At 53.2% G+C, this 26,730-nt stretch carries 20 protein-coding genes, 7 tRNA genes and 1 pseudogene; 5 read left to right on the top strand and 23 right to left on the bottom strand.

Going from position 1 to position 26,730, the window contains the following annotated elements:
* Positions 1-3 precede the first annotated feature (3 nt).
* From rihA to miaB, 10 genes and pseudogenes are all read right to left on the bottom strand, one after another.
* Positions 4-939, bottom strand: a pseudogene (gene rihA / locus J4617_RS20310) (pyrimidine-specific ribonucleoside hydrolase RihA).
* A 116-nt stretch (positions 940-1,055) separates the two neighbouring features.
* Positions 1,056-1,781 (bottom strand): glutamate/aspartate ABC transporter ATP-binding protein GltL, encoded by a 726-nt coding sequence (gene gltL, locus J4617_RS20315; protein WP_000631369.1) that lies wholly within the window; start codon positions 1,779-1,781, stop codon positions 1,056-1,058.
* Positions 1,781-2,455, bottom strand: coding sequence for a glutamate/aspartate ABC transporter permease GltK (gltK, locus tag J4617_RS20320; protein WP_000272799.1), 675 nt, complete (start codon positions 2,453-2,455; stop codon positions 1,781-1,783). The genes gltL and gltK overlap by 1 nt, the downstream gene beginning before the upstream one ends.
* The gene (gene gltJ / locus J4617_RS20325) at positions 2,455-3,195 is read right to left on the bottom strand and encodes a glutamate/aspartate ABC transporter permease GltJ (protein ID WP_000020930.1); all 741 of its coding nucleotides are present in this window, start codon (positions 3,193-3,195) and stop codon (positions 2,455-2,457) included. Before gltJ ends, gltK begins: the two co-directional genes overlap by 1 nt.
* A gap of 159 nt (positions 3,196-3,354) precedes the next feature.
* On the bottom strand, positions 3,355-4,263 hold the full coding sequence (locus J4617_RS20330; RefSeq protein ID WP_001518176.1) for an amino acid ABC transporter substrate-binding protein: 909 nt from the start codon (positions 4,261-4,263) through the stop codon (positions 3,355-3,357).
* Positions 4,264-4,617: 354 nt separating this feature from the next.
* Entirely contained in the window at positions 4,618-6,156 is a 1,539-nt protein-coding gene (lnt, locus tag J4617_RS20335) for an apolipoprotein N-acyltransferase (protein ID WP_017465566.1), read from the bottom strand.
* A 24-nt stretch (positions 6,157-6,180) separates the two neighbouring features.
* Positions 6,181-7,059 (bottom strand): CNNM family magnesium/cobalt transport protein CorC, encoded by an 879-nt coding sequence (gene corC / locus J4617_RS20340; RefSeq protein ID WP_017465565.1) that lies wholly within the window; start codon positions 7,057-7,059, stop codon positions 6,181-6,183.
* A gap of 157 nt (positions 7,060-7,216) precedes the next feature.
* Positions 7,217-7,690 (bottom strand): rRNA maturation RNase YbeY, encoded by a 474-nt coding sequence (gene ybeY, locus J4617_RS20345; protein WP_001077547.1) that lies wholly within the window; start codon positions 7,688-7,690, stop codon positions 7,217-7,219.
* Entirely contained in the window at positions 7,687-8,733 is a 1,047-nt protein-coding gene (locus J4617_RS20350) for a PhoH family protein (protein ID WP_001018045.1), read from the bottom strand. Before J4617_RS20350 ends, ybeY begins: the two co-directional genes overlap by 4 nt.
* A gap of 204 nt (positions 8,734-8,937) precedes the next feature.
* Entirely contained in the window at positions 8,938-10,362 is a 1,425-nt protein-coding gene (gene miaB / locus J4617_RS20355; protein ID WP_017465564.1) for a tRNA (N6-isopentenyl adenosine(37)-C2)-methylthiotransferase MiaB, read from the bottom strand.
* A gap of 143 nt (positions 10,363-10,505) precedes the next feature.
* On the opposite strand from miaB, the gene ubiF reads away from it, so the two are divergent.
* Complete coding sequence (gene ubiF, locus J4617_RS20360) at positions 10,506-11,681, top strand: 3-demethoxyubiquinol 3-hydroxylase (protein ID WP_000184628.1); 1,176 nt, start codon at positions 10,506-10,508, stop codon at positions 11,679-11,681.
* 130 nt (positions 11,682-11,811) lie between these two features.
* Here ubiF and J4617_RS20365 read toward each other — a convergent pair.
* The 12 genes from J4617_RS20365 to nagB all read right to left on the bottom strand — a co-directional run bounded on the left by J4617_RS20365 (position 11,812) and on the right by nagB (position 18,735).
* Positions 11,812-11,886, bottom strand: a tRNA-Gln gene (locus tag J4617_RS20365).
* A gap of 43 nt (positions 11,887-11,929) precedes the next feature.
* Positions 11,930-12,004: transfer RNA gene (locus J4617_RS20370), tRNA-Gln, on the bottom strand.
* Between the two features lie 46 nt (positions 12,005-12,050).
* Positions 12,051-12,127 (bottom strand) — tRNA-Met (locus J4617_RS20375).
* A 15-nt stretch (positions 12,128-12,142) separates the two neighbouring features.
* Positions 12,143-12,217 (bottom strand) — tRNA-Gln (locus tag J4617_RS20380).
* A 35-nt stretch (positions 12,218-12,252) separates the two neighbouring features.
* Positions 12,253-12,327, bottom strand: a tRNA-Gln gene (locus tag J4617_RS20385).
* A 23-nt stretch (positions 12,328-12,350) separates the two neighbouring features.
* Positions 12,351-12,435: transfer RNA gene (locus J4617_RS20390), tRNA-Leu, on the bottom strand.
* An 8-nt stretch (positions 12,436-12,443) separates the two neighbouring features.
* Positions 12,444-12,520: transfer RNA gene (locus tag J4617_RS20395), tRNA-Met, on the bottom strand.
* A 222-nt stretch (positions 12,521-12,742) separates the two neighbouring features.
* On the bottom strand, positions 12,743-14,407 hold the full coding sequence (asnB, locus tag J4617_RS20400) for an asparagine synthase B (protein WP_000337034.1): 1,665 nt from the start codon (positions 14,405-14,407) through the stop codon (positions 12,743-12,745).
* 289 nt (positions 14,408-14,696) lie between these two features.
* The gene (nagD, locus tag J4617_RS20405) at positions 14,697-15,449 is read right to left on the bottom strand and encodes a ribonucleotide monophosphatase NagD (protein ID WP_000153143.1); all 753 of its coding nucleotides are present in this window, start codon (positions 15,447-15,449) and stop codon (positions 14,697-14,699) included.
* 46 nt (positions 15,450-15,495) lie between these two features.
* Positions 15,496-16,716 (bottom strand): DNA-binding transcriptional regulator NagC, encoded by a 1,221-nt coding sequence (nagC, locus tag J4617_RS20410; protein ID WP_000187578.1) that lies wholly within the window; start codon positions 16,714-16,716, stop codon positions 15,496-15,498.
* A 4-nt stretch (positions 16,717-16,720) separates the two neighbouring features.
* Positions 16,721-17,875: an N-acetylglucosamine-6-phosphate deacetylase gene (gene nagA / locus J4617_RS20415; protein WP_000271186.1), complete on the bottom strand. Its 1,155-nt coding sequence runs from the start codon at positions 17,873-17,875 to the stop codon at positions 16,721-16,723.
* Between the two features lie 59 nt (positions 17,876-17,934).
* Positions 17,935-18,735, bottom strand: a complete 801-nt coding sequence (gene nagB / locus J4617_RS20420) for a glucosamine-6-phosphate deaminase (protein ID WP_001237059.1) — start codon at positions 18,733-18,735, stop codon at positions 17,935-17,937.
* Positions 18,736-19,061: 326 nt separating this feature from the next.
* Between nagB and nagE the strand changes: the two genes are divergently transcribed.
* The 4 genes from nagE (at position 19,062) to chiQ (ending at position 25,341) form a co-directional block, all read left to right on the top strand.
* Positions 19,062-21,014 (top strand): PTS N-acetyl glucosamine transporter subunit IIABC, encoded by a 1,953-nt coding sequence (gene nagE, locus J4617_RS20425; protein WP_001023068.1) that lies wholly within the window; start codon positions 19,062-19,064, stop codon positions 21,012-21,014.
* Positions 21,015-21,224: 210 nt separating this feature from the next.
* Positions 21,225-22,892, top strand: coding sequence for a glutamine--tRNA ligase (gene glnS, locus J4617_RS20430; protein WP_001287181.1), 1,668 nt, complete (start codon positions 21,225-21,227; stop codon positions 22,890-22,892).
* Positions 22,893-23,552: 660 nt separating this feature from the next.
* The gene (chiP, locus tag J4617_RS20435) at positions 23,553-24,959 is read left to right on the top strand and encodes a chitoporin (protein WP_001258803.1); all 1,407 of its coding nucleotides are present in this window, start codon (positions 23,553-23,555) and stop codon (positions 24,957-24,959) included.
* A 49-nt stretch (positions 24,960-25,008) separates the two neighbouring features.
* Entirely contained in the window at positions 25,009-25,341 is a 333-nt protein-coding gene (chiQ, locus tag J4617_RS20440) for a ChiQ/YbfN family lipoprotein (RefSeq protein ID WP_000722260.1), read from the top strand.
* 48 nt (positions 25,342-25,389) lie between these two features.
* Here the strand turns inward: chiQ and tcuC are convergent, their stop codons facing one another.
* Positions 25,390-26,694, bottom strand: a complete 1,305-nt coding sequence (tcuC, locus tag J4617_RS20445) for a tricarballylate/proton symporter TcuC (protein WP_000057014.1) — start codon at positions 26,692-26,694, stop codon at positions 25,390-25,392.
* Between the last annotated feature and the right edge of the window lie 36 nt (positions 26,695-26,730).

Genomic DNA, 26,730 nt, shown 5'->3' on the forward strand with positions numbered 1-26,730 from the left:
GCTTTATGCGTAGTATTGCAGCCGTTCCGCCAGCAAATCGACAAATCCCTGGCGATCTACATCCACCATCACCGTCGCATTCGGCTTATTCCCCGTCAGGAAATAATAATCCACCACCGTCATCCCCTGGGTGTATTTCCCCTGGGTTTCCACGCCAACCCAACGCTCAACGGTGGTGAAAATCTCAGGTTTCAGCAGCCAGGCGATGGTGCAAGGGTCGTGCAGCGGCGCGCCGACAAATCCCCATTTTTCGTCTTTGTGGTATTCAAAGAAGAAGTCGAGTAGTTCAGCCACGATCGTCGAAATTGGATTGCCGATGTCGCGGAAACGCTCGATATCGGCGGCGTGAATCTGCGCCTTATGGGTGACGTCCAGCCCGGCCATCACCACCGGAATGCCTGACTAGAAGACAATTTCGGCTGCCTCCGGGTCGACGTAAATATTAAATTCCGCAGCAGGCGTCCAGTTACCCAGCGCCATCGCGCCGCCCATGATCACAATGCGGGCGATTTTCGTATGCAGTTCCGGATGGCTATTCAGCAGCAGCGCCACGTTGGTCTGTGGGCCAGTGGAGACGATGGTGACCGGCTGTGCGCTCTCGCGCAGTGTTTTTGCCATCAGCTCAACGGCAGTGCCGCTTTGCGGGGCGAATGACGGCTCGGGCAGCGCCGGGCCGTCAAGACCGCTTTCGCCGTGAACGTTATCAGCGATAATCAGTTCGCGCATGAGCGGTTTCACCGCGCCGCCCGCCACCGGAATATCCGGGCGTTTGAGCAGCGTCAGCATCCGCAGCACGTTGCGCAGGGTCTTCTCCGGCGTCTGGTTGCCGGCGGAAGAGGTGATCGCTTTCACTTCCAGTTCAGGGGAGGCGAGGGCGAGAACGAGGGCGATCGCGTCATCATGACCCGGATCGCAATCAATAATAATGGGCAGTGCCATTGTGGCTCCTTGTAAGCGGTACTTTGTGACAAGGTTAACGCCCGGCTGGATACGTTTCGAGAAGCGAAGAAGTAAAGCGTGAGATAGCGCGCACTCTGACGTGCGCGCCGGGAAGATTAGTGCAGGATTTTCGCAAGGAAGTCTTTTGCGCGATCGGAACTGGGGTTAGCGAAGAACTCCTCTTTTGGCGAATCTTCGACGATTTTACCTTCATCCATAAAGATCACCCGGTTAGCCACTTTACGGGCAAAGCCCATTTCGTGCGTCACCACCATCATAGTCATCCCTTCGTTCGCCAGTTCGACCATCACGTCCAGCACCTCGTTGATCATTTCCGGATCGAGCGCGGAAGTCGGTTCATCGAATAACATGGCAATGGGGTCCATACATAGCGCGCGGGCGATCGCCACGCGCTGCTGCTGGCCGCCGGAAAGCTGCGCCGGGAACTTGTTGGCATGTGCAGACAGGCCAACGCGCTCCAACAGCTTCAGGCCTTTATCGCGGGCGGCGGCCTTATCGCGTTTCAGCACTTTCACCTGCGCCAGCGTCAGGTTTTCGATGATCGACAGGTGGGGAAACAGTTCGAAGTGCTGGAATACCATGCCTACGCGGGAACGCAGTTTCGCCAGATCGGTTTTTTTGTCGTTCACTATAATGCCGTTAACGGTAATTTCGCCTTTTTGCACCGGTTCCAGACCATTGACGGTCTTAATCAGCGTGGATTTACCGGAACCCGATGGCCCGCAGACTACCACCACCTCACCTTTTTTCACTTCTGTTGAACAATCGGTCAGCACCTGAAAGTGACCATACCATTTTGAAACATTTTTCAGGGTAATCATTAAACTGTCCTTTTCTTCAAATAGCTGACCAGCAACGACGCGCTCAGGCTGATAACAAAATAAACGGCGCCGGCGAACAGAATCATTTCGACCTGAGTACCGTCACGCTCGCCGATAGTCGACGCGGTGCGGAAGAAGTCCGCCAGGCTGAGTACATAAACTAAAGAGGTGTCCTGAAATAGCACGATGCCCTGCGTAAGCAACAGCGGCACCATCGCCCGAAACGCCTGCGGCAGAATAATGAGCTTCATCGACTGCCAGTGGGTCATCCCCAACGCCAGCGCGGCGCTGGACTGCCCGCGGGAAATACTTTGAATACCGGCGCGAATAATCTCGGAATAGTAGGCCGCTTCAAACATGGAGAATGCCACCATCGCGGAGATCAGGCGGATATCGGTTTTCGGCGATAGTCCCAGCACGTTTTGCAGAAAGCCGGGTACAATCAGATAGAACCACAGCAAGACCATCACCAACGGGATGGAACGGAAAACGTTAACATACGCTTTAGCAAACCAGGCGATAGGGGCAAAGCTTGAGAGGCGCATGACGGCCAGAATGGTTCCCCAGACTATCCCCACGACAACGGCGGTGACGGTGATCTTCAGCGTGATGACCAACCCGGCCAGCAGGTAAGGCAGTGAGGGGATAATCGAACTCCAGTCAAATTCGTACATTATTTGCTCCCCACGTTGCCCGGCAGGCGGACTTTGCGTTCAACCAGGCTCATGACCAGCATGATAACGGCGTTAATCAGCACATAGGCCAGCGTAATGGCGGTGAAGGATTCCCAGGCGTGCGCCGAGTAATCCAACAGTTTGCCTGCCTGCGCCGCCATATCCACCAGGCCGATGGTTGAGGCAATAGCCGAGTTTTTCACCAGGTTCATCATCTCTGACGTCATTGGCGGCACGATAACGCGATAGGCATTCGGCAGCAGGACATAGCGATAAGCCTGCGGCAGCGTTAGCCCCATCGCCAACGCCGCGTTCTTCTGCCCGCGAGGCAGAGACTGAATCGCGGCGCGCACCTGTTCGCAAACGCGGGCGGCGGTAAACAGTCCCAGACAGATCATTGAGGAGAGGAAAAACTGAATATTGGGATCGAGTTCTGCCTTAAACCACATGCCAAGATCTTCCGGCAACAGTTCAGGCACCACCAGGTACCAGGTGAAGAATTGCACGATCAGCGGCACGTTGCGGAACAGTTCTACGTACAATGTGCCCAGTCCGGAGAGGAAACGGTTGGGAACGGTACGTAAAATGCCGAAAATAGATCCTACCAGGAAAGCGATAATCCAGGCGGTAATCGAAAGGGCTACGGTGACCTGAAAACCACTCCATAGCCAGCCGAGATAGGTGGTATTGCCGAAGGGGGCTTCCTGTAAAAAAATACCCCAGTTCCAGTCTATTGACATACATCTACTCCGAAAAAAAAGGGTAGCAGCGCTACCCTCGAAGATTGTTGCCCGGCGATTTGCGGCTTCAGGCCCGATGGGGAACGACCATCAGGCTTATAGTCTGTCCGTGCTGAGCGACAATCGAGAGGACAGGAGTCCCGTCCCATTTAGTTTTAGTTAGTTAAGCGCTTTATCATTCGGTGCTTTGAACAGGGCTTTCATCTCGTCAGACAATTCGAAATTCATGTTCAGGTTTTTCGGTGGGATCGGATTTTTAAACCACTTATCAAACCACTTTTCCGCTTCGCCGGAGGTTTGCGCCTGGGCGATGGTATCGTCCATCAGCTTTTTAAACTCAGGGTCGTTTTTACGCAGCATACAGCCGTAGGCTTCCTGGGACTGCGGTTTACCGACAATCTCCCAGTTATCCGGTTTCTTGGCTTTGGCGCGCTCGCCGGCCAGCAGCGCGTCATCCATCATAAAGGCGACGGCGCGACCGCTTTCCAGGGTGCGGAACGAGTCTCCGTGGTCTTTCGCGCTAATAATACGCATCCCCATCTTTTGTTCTTCGTTAAGCTTATGCAGCAGAATTTCAGAGGTCGTCCCGGAGGTGACGACAACCGCTTTGCCTTTCAGATCCGGGAAATCTTTAATATCGCCGCCTTTTTTAGTCAGCAGTCGCGTCCCGACGACGAAAATCGTATCGGAGAAAGCGGCCTGTTTCTGGCGCTCAAGGTTGTTAGTCGTTGAACCACATTCAAAATCGAAGGTTCCGTTTTGCAACAGCGGAATACGGTTTTGCGAGGTGATCGGGATCAGCTTCACCTGCAGATCGGGCTTGTTAAGTTTCTTTTTTACCGCTTCCACAATGGCGTTGGAGTAGTCCTGGGAATAGCCGACCACTTTCTGCTGGTTGTCGTAATAAGAAAAGGGCACAGAAGATTCGCGATGCCCGACGACGATCACGCCATTTTTAGCGATCTTGTCCAGGGTGCTACCAGCGGCAGGCGCGCCATCTTCTGCGTGCGCAAGGCCCGCAGACAGTCCCATGACCAGCATTGCTGTGGTTAGCTTACGTAATTGCATATCCAACTCCTTTATCATCTGCGCCGTCGACGCATTGATAGCTATTGTGATGTTGTTATTGCCTGCAACTTGCGCGTGCAGTGTTATGTGTGTTTGTTAACATTTAGTGTGGCTTGTTGTAAATATTTTGCTGCGATATTGTTTATTTTTGCGAAGTGCGCCGCACCGTTCAGAGGCAAAAATCCTACATTGCACCGTTCAGGTGCTACCGATGATCGTTTTTGGTGCGACCCGGTTGCACAAGCAGCCAGAACAGGTTTGCCATGTTTAACAAAGCAATAGACGTGCCAGAATGAGGAAAAAAGGAGGATTTTCAGGCCGGATAAATGAAGCGCTATCCGGCCTGGGGAGAGATTATTTCCGTCGTTGTCGCAGACTCATCACTACCGCGCCAAAAGCAAACAGCGCGGTCAGTACCCATAGCGGCCAGTTGCCGGTACGGGCATAGGGAGTTAAACCCGTGGTTGGCGTGACATTGGTGGTCAGTACCTGGCGTGTGAACTGCGGGATCATCGCCTGAATTTCGCCCTGCGGGCCAATCACCGCCGTAATACCGTTATTAGTACTGCGCAGTAACGGACGCGCCAGCTCCAGCGAACGCATCCGCGCCATCTGGAAATGTTGCCACGGGCCAATGGACTTACCAAACCAGGCGTCGTTAGAAATCGTCAGCAGGTAGTCGGTGTCCGGGCGGAAGTTATCTCGCACCTGCTCGCCAAGAATAATTTCATAACAGATTGCCGCCGTCAGCTTATAGTCGTGCGCATGTAACTGCGGCTGGATATAAGGGCCGCGGCTAAAGGAGGACATGGGCAGATCGAAGAACGGCGCCAGCGGACGCAGGATAGACTCCAGCGGAACGAACTCGCCAAAGGGCACAAGGTGATTTTTATTGTAGCGATTGGGCGAGTCATAACTGTATGGATTATCCTTGCCCAACGTAATAATCGTATTGTAGGTGTCGTATCGATTCTGTTTATTGAGACGCGCATCGACAATACCGGTGATCAGCGTGCTATTTTTTTCGCGTAACATCTCGTCCAGCGAACGAAGGAAAGGCTGCTGATTGATTTCGAGATCCGGAATCGCCGACTCAGGCCAGATAATAATCTGTGATTTGCCTAACTCTGGGCGAGTTTCGTTGAGATAAATTTTTAGCGTATTCAGTAGCTGGTTTTCGTCCCACTTCAGCGACTGCGGAATATCGCCCTGCACCAGCGATACCTGGGTCGCTTTGGTAGGTTCCAGCGTAAACCACTGGATATAACGTAGCGGAAAGGGCAAAGCAAACAGAATCACGGCGACAGCCAGCGGACGCCAGTTCCGCGTCGCCAGTGCCAGCGCTAACAGGCCGCTGACCATCATCAGCAGGAAGTTGATCGCTTCGACGCCCATTACCGGCGCCAGGCCTTTTAGCGGGCCATCGACCTGACTATAGCCAAATTGCAGCCAGGGGAAGCCGGTCAGCACCCAGCCGCGTAAAAATTCGGTGATTTGCCATATTGCAGGCGCGGCGATAGCGACGCGCAGCCAGTTGGTTTTTGGCCACAGGCGCGACAAAATCCCGGCAAACAGTCCGGTATACAGCGAGAGATAAGCTGCAAGCAGCACCACCAGAAAAACGTTAACCGGGCCCGGCATGCCGCCAAACTGCGCGATACTGACATAAACCCAGTTAATCCCGCTACCGAAAAGTCCGAGTCCCCAGCAATAGCCGATGGCGGCAGACTGGAGCGGGCGGCGATTAAACGTTAAGGCCTGCAGCCCGATAAGCGACACTATCGCTGCGGGCCAGACGTCATACGGAGAGAAAGCCAGTGTTCCGCAGGCGCCGAATAATAACGCCAGCAGCAGGCGAATGCGCTGGCGTTTAATTAATGAGGCAAATGCCATTGAGTTATACGTCCAATATCGGTTTTATTCATCCAGCGTGGGCTGGGGCGAGTCATCCGGGATCCTGACATGAACCTGAATAATACGCCGGCTGTCGGCCATTGCGACTTTAAACTGGTAACCATCAATATCAATGGTTTCACCGCGCGCCGGGAGATGACCAAATGCCTGCATCACCAGACCGCCGATGGTGTCAACCTCTTCATCGCTAAAGTGGGTCGCGAAGGCTTCATTAAAGTCTTCAATGGACGCCAGCGCGCGAACGGTCCAGGTGTGGCGGCTGAGTTGGCGGAAATCGAGATCGTCTTCTTCGTCATACTCATCTTCGATTTCGCCGACTATCAGTTCGAGGATATCTTCGATGGTTACCAGACCGGATACCCCGCCGAATTCGTCAATCACGATAGCCATATGGTAACGCTGTGAGCGGAACTCTTTCAGCATACGATCGACCCGCTTGCTTTCCGGGACAACAACCGCCTGGCGTAACACTTTCTCCATGCTGAAGGCTTCGGCGTCGCTGCGCATAAACGGCAGCAAGTCTTTCGCCATCAGAATCCCTTCAATGTGATCTTTGTCCTCGCTGATCACCGGAAAACGCGAGTGGGCAGACTCGATAATGACATCAAGGCACTCGTCAAGCGTCTGGTTGCGTTTCAGGGTAATCATCTGGGAACGGGGGATCATGATGTCGCGAACGCGTTGGTCCGCGATGTCCATCACCCCTTCGAGCATGTCGCGCGTATCTTCATCGATAAGTTCGTTCTGCCCGGAATCACGGATCAGCGCCAGAAGATCCTCACGGTTTTTCGGTTCACCGTGGAAAAGCTGGCTGAGTAAGAGGGAGAAAAATCCCTTTTTGCTGTTTACTGTGTCACTACTGTGTGAATTGTCGTCGCTCATGGCGTCGTATGGGTTCTCATGTTAGTTAATACAAAGCTCGTCATGCGTATACTCAGCTGTGACGGCATGTTTTGCCTGATGACGCTACGCTTATCAGGGCTACAAAAGGCATGAATGTAGGCCGGATAAGGCGCAAGCGCCGCCATCCGGCAAGCTACTATTCTGCAATCTTCTCGGCAATGTACGGATCCTCATAGCCCATAGCAAGCATAATCTCCGTTTCGAGAGACTCCATCTCTTCTGCTTCGTCATCGTCGATATGATCGTAACCCAGCAAATGCAGGCTACCGTGCACGACCATGTGCGCCCAGTGCGCCTCCAGCGGCTTGCTCTGTTCTTGCGCTTCCTGCTCCACGACCTGACGGCAAATAATCAGATCGCCCAGTAGCGGCATTTCAATGCCGGGGGGCGCTTCAAACGGGAAGGAGAGAACATTAGTGGGTTTATCTTTCCCGCGGTACGTCAAATTAAGGTCGTGGCTTTCGGCCTCATCCACCAGACGGATTGTGACTTCCGCCTCTTCCTGAAACTGCGGAATAACGCCGTCCAGCCAGCGTTGAAACTGAGCTTCATCCGGCAGGCCCGCGTGGTTTTCACAGGCCAACTGTAAATCGAGGATCACCTGGTTCATTTCTGTTCCTGCTCCTGGGCTTCACGCTTACGCTCTGCCGCCAACGCCGCTTTGCGTTTTTGTTCGGCCTCTTCCCAGGCTTCATAGGCGTTCACAATGCGGGCAACGACCGGATGGCGAACCACGTCTTCGCTGTGGAAGAAGTTAAAGCTGATTTCATCAACTTCCGCCAGCACTTCAATGGCATGACGCAAGCCGGATTTGGTGTTGCGTGGCAGGTCAATCTGCGTCACGTCGCCGGTGATCACCGCTTTCGAGTTAAAGCCGATACGCGTCAGGAACATCTTCATCTGTTCGATAGTGGTGTTCTGGCTTTCATCCAGAATGATAAAGGCGTCGTTTAATGTGCGTCCGCGCATATAGGCCAGCGGCGCGACTTCAATCACATTGCGTTCAATCAGCTTCTCGACTTTTTCAAAGCCGAGCATTTCGAACAGCGCGTCATACAGCGGACGCAGGTACGGGTCCACCTTCTGACTTAAATCGCCTGGCAGAAAGCCGAGTTTTTCGCCCGCTTCCACCGCCGGACGGGTCAGTAGAATACGGCGAATCTCCTGGCGCTCCAGGGCGTCTACCGCAGCGGCGACCGCAAGATACGTTTTACCGGTACCCGCCGGGCCGACGCCAAAGGTAATATCATGATCGAGAATATTGGCGATGTACTGCGCCTGGTTCGGGGTACGCGGTTTAATCACGCCGCGCTTGGTTTTGATATTAATCGCTTTGCCATAGTCAGGCACGCTTTCCGCGCTCTGTTCCAGCACCCGCGCTTCTTTGATCGCCAGATGAATTTGTTCCGGTTCGATATCCTGAGTCTGGCCGCGCATCGGTGCGGTATCGACATACAGACTTCGCAAAATATCTGTCGCCGCGGTCACGCAAATCGGACGACCGGTCAGTTTAAAGTGATTGTCACGGCGGTTGATTTCAATACCGAGACGACGTTCGAGCTGTTTAATATTGTCATCAAACGGCCCGCAAAGGCTCAACAGACGGGCGTTGTCTGCGGGCTCAAGGGTAATTTCGCGAGTGTCTATATTCAAACTGTTCCTCTTGTGTCTGTATCGCCGGACGCTGAACATTTACCGGCATCTAAGGAAATTATTCACGCCATAGGGAAAAGGCGCAAGCATTGCAATGAAGATGGGGATGAAGAGGGAAAATTGCAAGGCCCGTCGGGCGACAGGCCATGACCAGGAAGCCCGACAGGCGTAGCGCCATCGGGCATTATTGCCTTTCCTGCAGGATTAAGGCTGGTAGAATCCTACGCCCAGCTCATTTTCTTTACGGGTACGGGCAATGACGGACTCCGGCGTTTCGGCGACGCGCAGACCCATTTCATCTTCGGTACGCACCACTTTTCCGCGCAGGGAGTTCGGATAGACGTCAGTAATTTCCACATCGACAAACTTACCAATCATCTCCGGCGTGCCTTCAAAGTTCACCACCCGATTGTTTTCGGTACGGCCAGACAGTTCCATAATGTTTTTACGTGACGTGCCTTCCACCAGAATGCGCTGTGTCGTGCCGAGCATACGGCGGCTCCATGCCATCGCCTGCTGATTGATACGCTCTTGCAGAATATACAGACGCTGCTTCTTCTCTTCTTCCGGTACGTCATCAACCATATCGGCAGCCGGCGTTCCCGGACGCGCAGAGAAGATAAAGCTGTAGCTCATATCAAAGTTGACGTCAGCGATAAGCTTCATGGTTTTTTCGAAATCATCGGTAGTTTCGCCAGGGAATCCGACGATAAAGTCAGAGCTTATCTGAATGTCCGGCCGCGCCGCGCGCAGTTTACGGATGATTGCTTTATATTCCAGCGCAGTGTGGGTGCGCCCCATCAGATTCAACACGCGATCGGAACCGCTCTGTACCGGCAGATGCAGGAAACTGACCAGCTCCGGCGTATCGCGGTACACCTCGATAATATCGTCGGTGAACTCAATCGGATGGCTGGTGGTAAAGCGAATACGGTCAATGCCGTCGATGGCGGCAACCAGACGCAGCAGATTGGCAAAGGTGCCGGTGGTGCCGTCGTAGTTTTCTCCGCGCCAGGCGTTAACGTTCTGGCCCAGCAGGTTGACCTCACGCACGCCCTGCGCCGCTAGCTGGGCGATTTCGAACAGGATATCGTCTGAGGGACGGCTGACTTCTTCACCGCGGGTATACGGTACCACACAGTAAGTACAATATTTATTGCAGCCTTCCATGATAGAAACGAAAGCGGTCGGGCCTTCTGCGCGCGGTTCCGGCAAACGGTCGAACTTCTCGATTTCCGGGAAGCTGATATCGACCACCGGGCTGCGGTCGCCACGCACGGAGTTAATCATCTCCGGCAGGCGGTGTAAGGTTTGCGGGCCAAAAATAATGTCGACGTAATGGGCGCGTTGACGAATGTGCTCGCCTTCCTGGGAAGCCACGCAGCCGCCGACGCCGATAATCAGATCGGGATTTTTCTCTTTTAACAGTCTCCAGCGACCTAATTGATGGAAGACTTTTTCCTGAGCCTTCTCGCGGATTGAGCAGGTATTCAACAGCAGCACATCCGCCTCTTCCGCCACGTCGGTCAGTTGATAGCCGTGGGTGGCGTCCAGCAGATCGGCCATCTTCGATGAATCGTACTCGTTCATCTGACAGCCCCAGGTTTTAATATGGAGTTTTTTAGTCATCGACTTGCTCTTGCGAAATAGTGGCTGAAAAGCAGGGCGCATAGTGTAATGCTTTGGCGCGGTTGTGACCAGTATGACTGACGTCAGCCCTAATGGGTAAAAAATCCTGTAAACTTGTCTAAAACGTAACAGGATGAATGACCATGACAAATCAACCAACGGAAATTGCCATTGTCGGCGGGGGAATGGTCGGCGGCGCGCTGGCGCTGGGTCTGGCGCAGCAAGGGTTTACGGTGATGGTAATAGAACATGCCGCGCCTGCGCCGTTTGTGGCTGACAGCCAGCCTGACGTGCGGATTTCGGCCATTAGCGCGGCATCCGTGGCGCTGCTCAAGGGACTGGGCGTTTGGGAGGCGGTGCAGGGGATGCGTAGCCATCCTTATCGGCGACTGGAGACCTGGGAGTGGGAAAACGCCCATGTGGTGTTCGACGCCGCTGAACTCAAGCTGCCGCTGTTAGGCTATATGGTAGAGAACAACGTCCTGCAACAGGCGCTGTGGCAGGCGCTGGAAGCGCACCCCGGCGTGACGCTGCGCGTTCCGGCTTCACTGGCGGCATTGCACCGCCGCCACGATGGTTATGCGCTGGAACTGGCCGACGGCGAATGGGTAACGCCGAAGTTAGTGATTGGCGCCGACGGCGCGAATTCGCAGGTTCGGCAAATGGCGGGAATTGGCATTCATGCCTGGCAATATGCGCAGTCGTGTATGCTTATCACCGTCAAGTGTGAAAATTCGCCAGGCGACAGCACCTGGCAGCAGTTTACGCCAACGGGGCCGCGCGCCTTTTTGCCGCTGTTCGATGATTGGGCGTCGCTGGTGTGGTATGACGCTCCGGCACGTATTCGCCAGTTGCAGGGTTTATCGATGACGCAATTGCAGGTGGAAATTAACCAGCACTTTCCGGCGCGTCTGGGGGCGGTGATGCCTGTCGCGGCGGGCGCGTTTCCGCTAACCCGTCGTCACGCGTTGCAGTATGCGCAACCGGGGCTGGCGCTGGTAGGCGACGCGGCGCATACCATTCATCCGCTGGCCGGGCAGGGCGTCAACCTGGGGTATCGGGATGTTGATGCGTTGATTGATGTGCTGGCGAGTGCCCGTAGCTATGGCGAGTCCTGGGCCAGCCATTCGGTGTTGAAACGCTATCAGACGCGGCGCATGGCAGATAATTTTATGATGCAAAGTGGAATGGATCTGTTTTATGCCGGGTTCAGCAATGAACTGCCGCCGCTGCGTATTTTACGCAATATGGGGCTGATGGCGGCGCAGCGCGCAGGCGTGCTAAAACGTCAGGCGCTGAAGTATGCGTTGGGGTTGTAGTTTGTGTTATGCCGGGTGGCGGATACCTTACCCGGCCTGTATTCGCCCGTAGGCCTGATAAGCGTAGCGCCATCAGGCAGTCCGAATTGCCAGAAAAGCAAAAAGCTCGCCGAAGCGAGCTTTTTAAAGGTGGCTGGGGTACGAGGATTCGAACCTCGGAATGCCGGAATCAGAATCCGGTGCCTTACCGCTTGGCGATACCCCAATTGTCGTACTTCTTGCGCTCATTAGCAGAGCGTCTTTAAAACTGGCTGGGGTACGAGGATTCGAACCTCGGAATGCCGGAATCAGAATCCGGTGCCTTACCGCTTGGCGATACCCCAACAAATTATTTTCGAACCGGTCGAATACCTCGACGTGTTCTGAATATGGTGGCTACGACGGGATTCGAACCTGTGACCCCATCATTATGAGTGATGTGCTCTAACCAACTGAGCTACGTAGCCAGATGATTTCTTCGATGGCTGGGGTACCTGGATTCGAACCAGGGAATGCCGGTATCAAAAACCGGTGCCTTACCGCTTGGCGATACCCCAATACCGTCGCGGTGAACCGCAAACTCGAAGAAATATGGCTGGGGTACCTGGATTCGAACCAGGGAATGCCGGTATCAAAAACCGGTGCCTTACCGCTTGGCGATACCCCATCCGTACAACGCTTATCGGTGAATGGTGCGGGAGGCGAGACTTGAACTCGCACACCTTGCGGCGCCAGAACCTAAATCTGGTGCGTCTACCAATTTCGCCACTCCCGCAAAAAAGATGGTGGCTACGACGGGATTCGAACCTGTGACCCCATCATTATGAGTGATGTGCTCTAACCAACTGAGCTACGTAGCCATCTTTTTTTCGCGTTACCTTATCGGCGTTGCGGGGCGCATTATGCGTATTGAGCCTTGAAGCGTCAACCTCTTTTTCATCGAAAAACGTCGGAAAGTGTCTGTTTGGTTAGGTTGCGAACAGCGTGGCGCAATATTCGGCAATTATTGGTTATTAATCGTTTTTCCGAAAGTGGTTTGCTATAAAAAAAGAGCCACTAAGGGCTCTTTCGTCATCGTTAATTTACTGGTACGCCGACTGATGCACGCCGACCGCGCGGCCTGACGGGTCATCCATCGTTTTGAATGCTTCATCCCACTCAATGGCTTTGGCGGAAGAACAGGCCACGGACGGGCCGCCGGGTACGCATTCCGCCGCGCTCGGCACCGGGAACAATTCTTCAAAAATTTCCCGGTACAAGTACGCCTCTTTAGACGACGGCGTGTTGTATGGAAAGCGGAAGCGGGCGGTTTCCAGTTGTTGATCGGAAATCTGTTTCGCCGCCACTTCTTTCAGCGTATCGATCCAGCTGTAGCCTACGCCGTCAGAGAACTGCTCTTTCTGACGCCACGCGACGCTTGCTGGCAGATAAGACTCGAAGCACTCGCGCAGCACGTGTTTTTCCATCTTGCCGTTGCCGCACATTTTATCCTGTGGGTTGATACGCATCGCCACGTCGAGGAATTTTTTATCCAGGAACGGTACGCGCGCTTCCACGCCCCAGGCGGACATCGCTTTGTTGGCGCGGGCGCAGTCATACATATGCAGCGCCTGTAGCTTACGGACCGTCTCTTCATGTAACTCTTTGGCGTTCGGCGCTTTATGGAAGTACAGGTAGCCGCCAAACACCTCATCGGAACCTTCGCCGGAGAGCACCATTTTGATGCCCATCGCTTTGATCTTACGCGACATCAGATACATTGGCGTTGAGGCGCGGATAGTGGTCACGTCATAGGTTTCAATGTGATAGATAACATCACGAATGGCATCAAGGCCTTCCTGCACGGTGAAGTGAATTTCATGGTGCACGGTGCCGAGGTGGTTAGCCACTTCCTGGGCCGCCTTCAGGTCAGGCGAACCTTCCAGACCGACCGCAAAAGAGTGCAACTGTGGCCACCAGGCTTCGGAGCGCTCCTGATCTTCGACGCGACGGGCGGCGAATTTTTTGGTGATTGCCGAAATAACCGACGAGTCCAGACCGCCGGAGAGCAGCACGCCATAGGGCACGTCGGACATCAGGTGGCTTTTCACGGATTCTTCCAGCGCCTGGCGCAGCGCGTTTTTGTCGGTGACGTTGTCTTTTACCGCATCGTAATCGAACCAGTCGCGCTGATAGTACTGACGAATTTCGCCGTCTTTGCTCCACAGGTAGCTGCCCGCCGGGAACTCTTTAATGGTGCGGCAGACCGGGGTCAGCGCTTTCATTTCTGACGCTACGTAGAAGTTGCCGAATTCGTCATAGCCCATGTAGAGCGGAATAATACCGATATGGTCACGACCAATCAGATAAGCGTCTTTTTCGCTGTCATACAGGGCGAAGGCGAACATCCCCTGTAAATCGTCAAGGAAATCCGGCCCTTTTTCCTGATATAGCGCGAGAATAACTTCGCAGTCGGAGCCTGTCTGGAACGCGTAACGATCGCCATACTCCGCGCGTAACGTCTGATGGTTATAAATTTCACCGTTCACCGCCAGTACGTGGGTTTTTCTGGCGTTATACAGGGGCTGGGCGCCAGCGTTAACATCAACAATCGACAAGCGTTCATGTGCGAGAATCGCGTTATCGCAAGCGTAGATGCCGGACCAGTCCGGGCCGCGATGGCGCATCAGGCGTGACAGTTCAAGGGCTTTTTTACGCAGTTCCGCTGCATCTGTTTTGATATCGAATACGCCGAAAATAGAACACATAGCCTTCTCCGTTAATCTGTTGCGTCGTACTTTTTGTATTTGCTTGACTAAAAAATGCCGCAAAGGCGTGGAAGGCGCAAGGGGATTACGGTCTGAAAAATGAAAAATGCAATCGCCATTGTTGATTAGTGAAAAATGATTACGTATTGCGCGGATTTATTGATGGATCTTCAGTTTTATCGTGGTTTAATTGAATTATGTTTTTCCTGATGACGTTTCGCTTATCAGGCCTACAATGTTGTTCGAACCGTAGGCCTGAAAGCGGCGCGTCATCGGGCAGGGGACAGGTTTAGATAACGTCTATCTCGGCGACGGAAGGGTAAATCCAGCTTGGGCGGAACGGCATACTGTCAATATCATTGATCGTTGATACGCCTGAAAGCACCAGAATGGTCTCCAGACCGGCCTGGAACCCCGCCAGAATGTCGGTGCGCAGGTTGTCGCCGACGATAACGGTCTCTTCCGAGTGCGCCTGCATTTTGTTTAACGCCGCGCGGATGATCCACGGGCTGGGTTTGCCGACATAAAATGGCTTCCGGCCGGAAATTTTTTCAATGCCTGCGCACAGCGCGCCGCAGGCCGGATAAAAGCCGCGACCGTGAGTATCCGGGTTGGTAGCGATAAAGCGCGCGCCATTGGCGACGAAAAATGCTGCTTTATGCATCATGTCCCAGTTGTAGGAGCGGGTTTCTCCAACGATGACAAAATCAGGGTTCACATCGGTAATGGTAAAACCCGCTTTATAGAGCTCGTGAATAAGCGCGCCTTCGCCCACGACATACGCTTTCTTACCTTCCTGACGGCGCAGAAAATCGGCTGTCGCCATTGCTGACGTATAAAACACGCTGTCCGGCACGTTAACGCCAGCGGTAGCAAAACGGTTCGCCAGATCCTGGCCGGTTTGCGACGGGTAATTGGTCAGCAGCACCAGCGGCAGACCTTTTTCCAGAATCCCCGTCAGAAATTCCGCCGCACCGGGTACGGCTACGTTGTCGTGCATCAGCACGCCGTCGATATCGCAGATTACATTCTTGATGGTCATGAACTACCCAGGGAATTTGTGAATAATCCGATACTATAAGAGCGCATCAACTTTCCAGCAAACGTTGCAGCAATGTTCCGTTGAGCATGGCGCGTTTAACTAAGGCAAATGCGCCGATAGCAGAACGGTGATCCAGCGTGGAGCGTACCACCGGCAAATTTTTGCGAAAGGCCTTTAACGCCTGCGTATTGATACAGCTTTCGATAGCGGGCAACAGGACTTTATCGGCTTCAATGATCTCGCCGGCAATGACGATTTTTTGCGGATTAAACAGGTTGATAGCAATGGCGATCGTTTTGCCCAAATGGCGACCAACATGCTCAATGACTTCCGAGGCCAGGCTGTCGCCCCGGTTTGCCGCCTTACAGATGGTTTTAATCGTGCAGTCGTCAAGCGGAACACGGCTTTGATACCCTTGTTTAAGCAAATTCAGCACCCGTTGTTCAATCGCCGCATTGGCGGCAATGGTTTCCAGACAGCCGAAATTACCGCAGTGGCAGCGCTCGCCCAACGGCTCCACCTGAATATGCCCAATTTCGCCGACGTTGCCGTTACGGCCAATGAAGATGCGTCCGTTGGAGATAATCCCGGCGCCTGTACCACGATGAACGCGCACCAGAATCGAGTCCTCGCAATCCTGACTGGCGCCGAAGTAGTGTTCCGCCAGCGCCAGGCTACGGATATCGTGTCCCACGAAACAGGTAACGTGAAACCGTTTTTCCAGCGCTTCGACCAGTCCCCAGTTTTCAACCTGAATGTGCGGCATGTAACGAATCACGCCGCTTTCCGGATCGACAAGCCCTGGCAGGATCACCGAGATAGCGATCAATTCACGAATTTTACGCTGACAGCTATCAATAAAGACGGCGATGGTGTTGAGCAGCGCATGTTCCAGCGTCTCCTGGGTGCGCTCCGGTAGCGGATAATGCTCCTCAGCGACCACTTTACTGCTCAGATCGTAGAGCGTTAAAGTGGTGTCATGACGGCCCAGGCGAACGCCAATGGCATGGAAGTTACGGGTTTCCGTGACGATAGAGATAGCGCGGCGGCCTCCGGTAGAGGCCTGCTGATCGACTTCTTTGATCAGCCCGCGTTCAATGAGTTGACGCGTAATTTTCGTTACGCTGGCGGGGGCAAGCTGGCTTTGCTCGGCAATTTGTATGCGCGAGATAGGACCATGCTGGTCAATCAGGCGGTAAACGGCCGCGCTGTTAAGCTGTTTTACGAGATCAACGTTACCTATCTGAGCTTGTCCGCCTGGTGTCATATTCTCACTTACTCAAGTCAACGACCTCGTCACCATTAACGATGGTCTTGATAATTTTAAAATCGTGGGTGAACGCGGTCAGGTTGGCGACTTTACCCGGCGCAATGCTACCGAGATGTTTATCAACGCCGATAGCGCGAGCCGGATAGAGCGTTGCCATGCGCAGCACTTCATCCAGCGCGATGCCGCAATGCGCGACCAGGTTGCGTACGCCTTCAATCATGGTTAAGGACGAACCGCTCAACGTACCGTTTTCATCCACACACAGTCCATTGCGGTAGTATATTGTTTTACCTGCGAAAATGAACTGCTCAATATTGGCCCCCGCCGGTGCGGTGGCGTCTGTCACCAGACAAAGTTTGTCGCCTTTCAGGCGTTTGGCATTGCGAATGTTGGCGTAGTCGACATGCAGACCATCGGCGATAACGCCGCAATAAATATCCGCTTCGTCCAGAACAGCGCCAGCAAGGCCCGGCTCACGCCCTGTAATGTACGGCATCGCGTTAAACAGGTGAGTCGCAAAGGTAATCCCGGCGCGGAAGCCCGCTTTCGCCTCTTTTAACGTCGCGTTGGAGTGACCTGCGGAAACCACAATGCCCGCATTCGCCAGTTTAGCGATTACGTCAGCAGGCACCATTTCCGGCGCGAGTGTGACTTTGGTGATGACGTCGGCATTATCGCATAAGAAATCGACCAGCGCAGCGTCTGGTTTACGCACGAAATCAGGATTATGGGTGCCTTTTTTTACCAGATTAAGCCAGGGGCCTTCCAGGTGGAGACCCAGCGCCTGGTGCGGATGTTTTTCCAGGTATTCGCGCATGACGCGAATGCCCTGTTTCATCAATTCGTCGCTGGTAGTGATAAGCGTTGGCAGAAAGTTAGTACAGCCCGATTTTTCATTGGCTTTCTGCATAATTTCCAGCGTTTCAACGCTGACGGCTTCTGCGGTATCGTTAAACTGCACGCCGCCGCAGCCGTTTAGCTGCACATCAATAAAACCGGGGGAGAGAATGGCCCCATTCAATGAGCGTTGTTCTATTCCCGGCGGCAGTTCGGCCATCGGACAAACGCGGTCAATCAGGCCATTAGCGACAACAAGCGCATGGTCATCAAGAATTTCGTGACCGGTAAAGATCCGGCCCTGGGTTAAAGCATACATTCCGACCCCCGATATCAAAAATTTACCGCCCCGCATTGACTGGCGGGGCGGAGACAACATTACAGACCTTTAATATTTTCTGCTTCTAATTCATTGAAATATTTCAATGTTTTAACTTTAAGTTCCATTGTGGACGGCTCATCGCATACCACAACCGCTTTCGGATGGAGTTGCAGGCAGCTAATGGTCCACATGTGGTTGACGTTGCCTTCAACCGCCGCCTGCAGCGCCTGGGCTTTCTGATGGCCCAGCACCAGAATCATCACTTCTTCCGCATCCAGCAGCGTGCCTACACCTACCGTCAGCGCGTATTTCGGCACTTGGTTTACGTCACCGTCAAAGAAGCGGGAGTTCGCTACGCGAGTATCATGGGTTAACGTTTTGATACGGGTACGGGAAGCCAGGGAAGACGCCGGTTCGTTAAAGGCGATGTGACCGTCGTTGCCGACGCCGCCCATAAACAGATGGATTTTACCGTAAGAACGAATTTTTTCTTCATATTGACGGCATTCCGCATCGATATCCGGTGCGTTACCGTTGAGAAGATTGATGTTTTCTGCTGGAATATCAACGTGATCGAAAAAGTTACGATGCATAAAGCTGTGGTAGCTTTCCGGGTGCTCTTTCGGCAGGCCAACATATTCGTCCATATTAAAGGTGACCACATGCTTAAAGCTGACCTCGCCCGCTTTGTGCATCTCAACCAGCGCTTTGTACGCCGTTAGCGGCGTGCCGCCGGTAGGCAGTCCAAGGACAAACGGACGATCGGCGGTCGGTTTGAACGCATTAATACGGTTAACGATATGGCGAGCGGCCCATTTGCCAACCTGTTCTGCGGTACTCAGGGGGATCAGTCTCATTCTTCACCTCGATAATCAATGTCAAAATTTGGCGGATCGTATTAAGCGTAACCTGGATATCCAGGGTTCGTGTTCAATCCGTCCTGATTTTTTGAATCATAAAATAAGTTTTCCGTGTTAGCCAGTGGATGGTGGGGGTGATTACGATATTTAGTGATTATAATCACAAAAAACACCCGTTTAATTTGCGAGGCGAATTAATTTTCCACACACTCTGCAGAAGATGATCTCACCGTTCGATTACAGAACATCACGTTTTTAACGTTTGCAGCACAATAAAAAACGGCTTCAAAGAAGCCATATCGGCGTCTCGTAGGGGGAATAAGATGAATATTTTAGGTTTTTTCCAGCGGCTGGGTAGGGCGTTGCAGCTCCCTATCGCCGTGTTGCCGGTGGCAGCGTTGTTGCTGCGATTCGGCCAACCAGATTTGCTGAATATGCCGTTTATCGCGCAAGCGGGCGGGTCTATTTTCGATAACCTGGCGTTGGTTTTCGCTATCGGCGTGGCCTCCAGTTGGTCTAAAGATAGCGCAGGCGCGGCAGCGCTGGCGGGAGCCGTGGGTTACTTCGTCATGACCAAAGCGATGGTGACGATTAACCCGGAAATCAACATGGGCGTGCTGGCGGGGATTATTACCGGTCTGGTCGGCGGCGCGGTTTATAATCGCTGGTCTGGTATCAAACTGCCTGATTTTCTCAGTTTCTTCGGTGGAAAACGTTTTGTGCCGATCGCAACGGGCTTTTTCTGTCTGGTGCTGGCCGCTATTTTCGGTTACGTCTGGCCGCCGGTACAGCATGGCATCCATGCGGGCGGTGAATGGATCGTTTCCGCAGGCGCGCTGGGTTCCGGTATCTTTGGCTTCATCAACCGTCTGCTGATCCCCACCGGTCTGCATCAGGTACTGAACACCATCGCCTGGTTCCAGATTGGCGAATTCACCAATGCCGCAGGCACTGTATTCCACGGCGACATCAACCGCTTCTATGCTGGCGACGGCACGGCGGGGATGTTTATGTCCGGCTTCTTCCCGATCATGATGTTTGGCCTGCCGGGCGCCGCTCTGGCGATGTATTTCGCCGCGCCGAAAGAACGTCGTCCGATGGTGGGCGGTATGCTGCTGTCTGTCGCGATCACCGCGTTTCTGACCGGCGTAACCGAGCCGCTGGAATTCCTGTTTATGTTCCTGGCGCCGCTGCTGTACCTCCTGCACGCCATTTTGACCGGTATCAGCCTGTTCGTCGCGACGCTGCTGGGTATCCATGCGGGCTTCTCTTTCTCGGCAGGCGCGATCGACTATGTTCTGATGTATAACCTGCCAGCGGCCAGCAATAACGTCTGGATGTTGCTGGTGATGGGCGTTGTATTCTTTATCATCTACTTCCTGCTGTTCAGCGCGGTTATTCGTATGTTTAACCTGAAAACGCCGGGCCGCGAAGATAAAGTTGATGAGATGGTAACGGAAGAAGCCAACAGCAACACCGAAGAAGGGTTAACGCAACTGGCGACCAGCTATATTGCTGCGGTTGGCGGTACGGACAACCTGAAAGCGATCGATGCGTGTATTACCCGTCTGCGCCTGACCGTGAACGACTCTGCTCGCGTTAACGATGCGGCCTGCAAACGCCTCGGCGCTTCCGGGGTGGTTAAACTGAACAAACAGACCATTCAGGTTATTGTCGGCGCGAAAGCGGAATCGATTGGCGATGAAATGAAGAAAGTGGTGGCGCGGGGGCCGGTCGCGGCAGCGTCTGCTGATGCGGCTCACGTTGCGACACCTGCTCCGGCGGCCAAACCCCAGGCGGTGCCGAATGCGGTGACTATCGCTGAACTGGTCTCTCCGATTACCGGTGAGGTAGTGGCGCTGGATCAGGTACCGGATGAAGCTTTCGCCAGCAAAGCGGTCGGCGACGGCGTGGCGGTGAAACCCACCGATAAAACCGTGGTTTCTCCGGCGGCGGGTACTATCGTGAAAATCTTCAACACTAACCACGCGTTCTGTCTGGAAACCGAAAAAGGCGCGGAGATCGTTGTCCATATGGGTATCGATACCGTCGCGCTGAACGGTCAGGGCTTTAAGCGTCTGGTAGAAGAGGGTGCGGAAGTCACGGCGGGTCAGCCGGTGCTGGAACTGGATCTGGACTTCCTGAATGCCAATGCGCGTTCCATGATAAGCCCGGTTGTTTGCAGCAACAGCGATGACTTCAGCGCTCTGGTCATCAAAGCGGATGGTCACGTGGTAGCGGGTAAAACGCCACTGTACGAGATCAAGAGCAAATAATCGCTTCCTGGCCGGATAAGGCGTAAGACGCCATCCGGCGATATCACAGGAAACATAAGCGGCAGAGGGAAACCTTCGCCGCTTTTTTTTACCGCAATTAGCCCCAATATTTTCTGCAAAGCCACTTTTTAAGTAACTAAAGGTTGTCAGTCTGTCCGGCTTATAAGATCATATGCCGTTATACGTTGTTTACGCTTTGAGGAATCCACGATGAGTGAGGCTGAAGCCCGCCCGACTAACTTTATTCGTCAGATTATTGATGAAGATCTGGCGAGTGGTAAACATACCACTGTCCATACCCGTTTTCCGCCGGAGCCGAATGGCTATCTGCACATCGGCCACGCGAAATCTATCTGCCTGAACTTTGGCATCGCGCAAGATTATCAGGGCCAGTGCAACCTGCGTTTCGATGACACCAACCCGGTAAAAGAAGATATCGAGTACGTTGATTCGATCAAAAATGACGTCGAGTGGTTAGGCTTTCACTGGTCTGGCGATATTCGCTACTCCTCTGATTACTTTGACCAACTGCACGCCTATGCGGTCGAGCTGATCAATAAAGGCCTGGCCTACGTTGATGAGCTGACGCCGGAGCAGATCCGCGAATACCGCGGTACGCTGACCGCGCCGGGTAAAAACAGCCCGTTCCGCGATCGCAGCGTCGAAGAGAACCTCGCGCTATTTGAAAAAATGCGTACCGGCGGTTTTGAAGAGGGTAAAGCCTGTCTGCGCGCTAAAATCGACATGGCGTCGCCGTTTATCGTGATGCGCGATCCGGTGCTGTATCGCATTAAATTCGCCGAGCATCATCAGACTGGCAACAAGTGGTGCATCTATCCGATGTACGACTTTACTCATTGCATCAGCGATGCGCTGGAAGGCATTACTCATTCTCTGTGTACGCTGGAGTTCCAGGATAACCGTCGTCTGTACGACTGGGTGCTGGACAACATCACCATTCCGGTTCACCCGCGCCAGTACGAATTCTCGCGGCTGAATCTGGAATACACCGTGATGTCCAAGCGTAAGCTGAACCTGCTGGTGACCGACAAACACGTCGAAGGCTGGGATGATCCGCGTATGCCGACTATTTCCGGTCTGCGCCGTCGCGGCTATACCGCGGCTTCTATTCGTGAGTTCTGCAAACGCATCGGCGTCACCAAGCAGGACAACACCATTGAGATGGCGTCGCTGGAATCCTGCATTCGCGAAGATCTGAACGAAAACGCGCCGCGCGCGATGGCGGTAATCGATCCGGTAAAACTGGTTATCGAAAACTACCCGCAGGGCGAGAGCGAAATGGTTACCATGCCTAACCATCCGAATAAACCGGAGATGGGCAGCCGTGAAGTGCCGTTTAGCGGTGAGATCTGGATCGATCGCGCAGATTTCCGCGAAGAAGCGAACAAGCAGTACAAGCGTCTGGTGATGGGCAAAGAAGTGCGTCTGCGTAATGCCTACGTCATTAAAGCGGAGCGCGTAGAGAAGGATGCCGAAGGGAATATCACCACCATCTTCTGTACCTATGATGCCGATACGCTGAGTAAAGATCCGGCTGACGGGCGTAAAGTGAAAGGCGTAATCCACTGGGTTAGCGCAGCACATGCGTTGCCGATTGAAATTCGTCTCTACGACCGTCTGTTCAGCGTGCCGAACCCGGGCGCCGCGGAGGACTTCCTGTCTGTTATCAACCCCGAATCATTAGTGATTAAGCAGGGGTATGGCGAGCCGTCGCTGAAAGCGGCGGTAGCAGGGAAAGCTTTCCAGTTTGAACGTGAAGGCTACTTCTGCCTCGACAGCCGCTATGCAACGGCCGATAAGCTGGTCTTTAACCGCACCGTGGGCCTGCGTGATACCTGGGCGAAAGCGGGCGAGTAAGCACTGCGCCAACAGGCGAATGCTGTAAAAATACCTTGTCAACGCCGCGTTTTGCGGCGTTTTTTCTCTGCATTTCCAAGAGCCTATCCCATTAGGGCTATTTTACTTGCCATTTTGGACCTGGGCAGTGCTCGCCAAAACGCGTTAGCGTTTTGAACGCCGCTTGCGGCGGCCCGAAGGGCGAGCGTAGCGAGTCAAACCTCACGTACTACGTGTACGCTCCGGTTTTTGCGCGCTGTCCGTGTCCAAACTGGCTGCGCCAATAACGCCTGGTGGGATAGGCTCTAAGTCGATTCTCTTTTTTGCGAGGCGAATTAATTATTTTCTGAAAATTATTGATCTGATAAATGATTATTAATCTAAATGTTATAAGCGTCAGGTCAACAGGAGACAATTATTTTCATACCTATGGAAAACAAGTCAATTTTCTTTCTGGCGGTCTGCTTCCCCCACCAGCAGTCGAATGTAACAGAAAGCAATTAAATATGTGCGGTTGCTCATATTATTACATACTGGTTACAGAAAGAGATTGATAATTCGCATCGCGAAAAATAGTCTATTTAACGTAGTAAATGAGATTTCTCAGCGCTACTTTTTATTTTTATTTTTTCGCTGTTCGCTTTTGTCGGCAGCAATTTATACGTCAAAGAGGATTAACTTATGCGTACGTTTAGTGGCAAACGTAGTACGCTGGCTCTGGCTATCGCCGGTATCACAGCAATGTCGGGGTGGATCGTTGTTCCGCAGGCGCAAGCCTCCGGCTTTTTCGACGACTCCACGTTAACGGGCGGCATCTATTATTGGCAGCGTGAACGCGATCGCAAAGATGTGACCGACGGCGACAAATATAAAACTAACCTTTCTCATGCGACCTGGAACGCTAACCTGGATTTTCAGTCTGGTTACGCTGCGGATATGTTCGGTCTGGATATCGCGGCGTTTACCGCGATTGAAATGGCAGAAAACGGCGACAGCGGTCATCCAAACGAAATTGCCTTCTCGAAAAAGAATAAAGGCTACGACGAAGACTATTCCGGCGATAAGAGCGGTATCAGTCTTTATAAAGCCGCAGCGAAATTTAAATATGGCCCGGTCTGGGCGCGCGCCGGTTATATTCAGCCTACCGGTCAGACGCTGTTAGCGCCGCACTGGAGTTTTATGCCGGGTACTTATCAGGGTGCGGAAGCCGGCGCCAGTTTTGACTATGGCGATGCGGGCGCGTTAAGTTTTTCCTACATGTGGACTAACGAATATAAAGCGCCGTGGCATACCGAAATGGATAAGTTTTATCAGGCGGATAAAAAAACCAATGTGGATTATCTCCACTCCATCGGCGCGAAGTACGACTTCAAAAATGATCTGGTGCTGGAAGCGGCGTTTGGTCAGTCCGAAGGCTATGTCGATCAATATTTCGCGAAGGCCAGCTATAAATTTGATTTAGGCGGCAATCCGTTCACCACCAGTTACCAGTTCTACGGCGCGCGCGACAAAGTAGACGATCGCAGCGTGAATGATATTTACGACGGTACGGCCTGGCTGCAGGCGTTGACCTTCGGCTACAAAGTCGCAGAAGTGGTTGACCTGCGTCTGGAAGGCACTTGGGTGAAAGCGGACGGTCAGCAGGGCTATTTTCTGCAACGTATGACGCCAACCTACGCCTCTTCAAACGGTCGTCTGGATATCTGGTGGGATAACCGCTCCGACTTTAACGCTAACGGTGAAAAGGCGGTTTTCTTCGGCGCGATGTATGACCTGAAAAACTGGAATCTGCCGGGCTGGGCTGTGGGCGCGTCTTATGTTTACGCCTGGGATGCTAAACCGGCAACCTGGCAAAGTAACCCGGATGCTTACTACGACAAAAACCGCACTATCGAAGAGTCCTCATACAGTCTGGATGCGGTTTATACCCTGCAGGAGGGGCGTGCCAAAGGCACCATGTTCAAACTGCACTTCACCGAATATGACAACCACTCCAATATTCCAAGCTGGGGCGGTGGTTACGGCAACATCTTCCAGGATGAGCGTGACGTGAAATTTATCGTTATTGCGCCATTCACTATTTTCTGATGTCAGATGCGGCAGGCTGCCGGTCTGCCGCGCTGTTGAGGAACGACCTATGAAAAAAATTTTACTCATCGCCAGCATGACCGCCGGTTTGACGGCCTGCGCGTCATCACCCGCGCCGGAAGAAGATAGTCGGCTGAAAGAGGCGTACAGCGCCTGTATCAATACCGCACAGGGCTCGCCTGAGAAGATAGAGGCCTGCCAAAGCGTGCTGAATGTCCTTAAAAAAGAGCGTAAACATCAGCAATTTGCTAACGAAGAAAGCGTGCGGGTACTGGACTATCAGCAGTGCATTCAGGCGACGCGCACGGGTAACGATCAGGCGGTCAAGGCTGACTGCGATAAGGTCTGGCAGGAAATTCGCAGTCATAATAACGTGCAATAAAACCCTGCCTTGCCACCCACGGGCGAATGTTTTCCGCCCGTGGTTTTTTCAGGCTTTATTTTCTGCTGCGATATAGCCGCGACTCAGACGTACAAACAGCATCGCCGTCGCGGCAAGTCCACATAACGCTGCGCACATCAGCCACCAGCCGGGCGAGCTTTTATCGCCGGTTAACTTTACCAGCGCGGTAGAGATGGCCGGCGTCAGGCCGCCAAAAATCGCCGTCGCCAGGCTAAAGGCCAGCGAGAAACCAACGGTACGCACATAGACTGGCATCACTTCGGTTAACGCCGCGACCATTGCGCCGTTATACATGCCAAAAAAGAAAGAGAACCACAGCAGTACCAGCGTCATGCGGGTAAAGTCGGGCGCGGCGGTCAGCCACTGCATGACGGGCCAGGTGGTGATCAGCGCCAGCAACGTAATGCCCATTAACACGGCGCGACGGCCAATCCGGTCGGAAATCGCGCCGCCAATGGGTAACCAGATAAAATTGGACACCCCCACTAACATGGTGACGATCAAACTGTCCCGCGCGCTGAGATTAAGCACGGTTCTGCCATAGGTCGGCGTATAAACGGTGATAAAATAAAACGTTGTGGTGGTCATCGCCACCAGCAGCGTTCCGGCCGTAATAATGCGCCAGTTTTTGGCGATAGTTGCAAAAATTTCCCTGGTGTCGGGGCGATGCTTGCGTTGTAAAAACGCTTCTGTTTCTTGTAATGAACGACGTAAAACAAAAATCAGCGGAATGATCATACAGCCGATAAAGAACGGAATCCGCCAGCCCCACTCCGATATCGCGTCGTGTCCCAGCGTGATATTCAGGCTATAACCAATCAACGCGGCGACAACGATCGCGACCTGCTGACTGGCAGATTGCCAGCTGGTATAAAACCCTTTATTGCCTGGCGTTGCGATTTCGGACAGATAGACTGAGACGCCGCCTAACTCAACGCCCGCAGAAAATCCTTGTAATAACCGGCCCAACAGCACCAACGCAGGCGCTGCCAGGCCGATCGTTTGGTAGCCGGGGACGAGGGCGATGAGCAACGTACCGCAGCCCATAATCGCCAGCGTCACCATCAGCCCTTTACGGCGTCCGATTCTGTCAATATAGGCGCCAAGCACAATCGCTCCGACGGGGCGCATTAAAAAACCGGAGCCAAAGACGGCAAAGGTCAACATTAATGAGGCAAATTCGCTTTCCGCCGGAAAAAACGTTCTGGCGATATAGGTGGCGTAAAATCCGAACAAGAAAAAATCAAACTGTTCAAGAAAATTGCCGCTTGTCACGCGCAGTATTGCGCCGAACGTGCCGGCGCGCGATGTTGCAGGTGTGTGTTGTGCCATAGGGTTTGCTCTCCACTGTCTTTATTGTTTTATGGG

This window comes from Salmonella sp. 32010601201800023SM, assembly GCF_017572235.1.
Lineage (GTDB): Bacteria > Pseudomonadota > Gammaproteobacteria > Enterobacterales > Enterobacteriaceae > Salmonella > Salmonella enterica.

Coding starts and splice junctions, on each gene's coding strand:
- gltL (WP_000631369.1), bottom strand. CDS start 1,781: ATGATTACCCTGAAAAATGTTTCAAAATGGTATGGTCACTTTCAGGTG.
- gltK (WP_000272799.1), bottom strand. CDS start 2,455: ATGTACGAATTTGACTGGAGTTCGATTATCCCCTCACTGCCTTACCTG.
- gltJ (WP_000020930.1), bottom strand. CDS start 3,195: ATGTCAATAGACTGGAACTGGGGTATTTTTTTACAGGAAGCCCCCTTC.
- J4617_RS20330 (WP_001518176.1), bottom strand. CDS start 4,263: ATGCAATTACGTAAGCTAACCACAGCAATGCTGGTCATGGGACTGTCT.
- lnt (WP_017465566.1), bottom strand. CDS start 6,156: ATGGCATTTGCCTCATTAATTAAACGCCAGCGCATTCGCCTGCTGCTG.
- corC (WP_017465565.1), bottom strand. CDS start 7,059: ATGAGCGACGACAATTCACACAGTAGTGACACAGTAAACAGCAAAAAG.
- ybeY (WP_001077547.1), bottom strand. CDS start 7,690: ATGAACCAGGTGATCCTCGATTTACAGTTGGCCTGTGAAAACCACGCG.
- miaB (WP_017465564.1), bottom strand. CDS start 10,362: ATGACTAAAAAACTCCATATTAAAACCTGGGGCTGTCAGATGAACGAG.
- ubiF (WP_000184628.1), top strand. CDS start 10,506: ATGACAAATCAACCAACGGAAATTGCCATTGTCGGCGGGGGAATGGTC.
- asnB (WP_000337034.1), bottom strand. CDS start 14,407: ATGTGTTCTATTTTCGGCGTATTCGATATCAAAACAGATGCAGCGGAA.
- nagD (WP_000153143.1), bottom strand. CDS start 15,449: ATGACCATCAAGAATGTAATCTGCGATATCGACGGCGTGCTGATGCAC.
- nagC (WP_000187578.1), bottom strand. CDS start 16,716: ATGACACCAGGCGGACAAGCTCAGATAGGTAACGTTGATCTCGTAAAA.
- nagA (WP_000271186.1), bottom strand. CDS start 17,875: ATGTATGCTTTAACCCAGGGCCGGATCTTTACCGGTCACGAAATTCTT.
- nagB (WP_001237059.1), bottom strand. CDS start 18,735: ATGAGACTGATCCCCCTGAGTACCGCAGAACAGGTTGGCAAATGGGCC.
- nagE (WP_001023068.1), top strand. CDS start 19,062: ATGAATATTTTAGGTTTTTTCCAGCGGCTGGGTAGGGCGTTGCAGCTC.
- glnS (WP_001287181.1), top strand. CDS start 21,225: ATGAGTGAGGCTGAAGCCCGCCCGACTAACTTTATTCGTCAGATTATT.
- chiP (WP_001258803.1), top strand. CDS start 23,553: ATGCGTACGTTTAGTGGCAAACGTAGTACGCTGGCTCTGGCTATCGCC.
- chiQ (WP_000722260.1), top strand. CDS start 25,009: ATGAAAAAAATTTTACTCATCGCCAGCATGACCGCCGGTTTGACGGCC.
- tcuC (WP_000057014.1), bottom strand. CDS start 26,694: ATGGCACAACACACACCTGCAACATCGCGCGCCGGCACGTTCGGCGCA.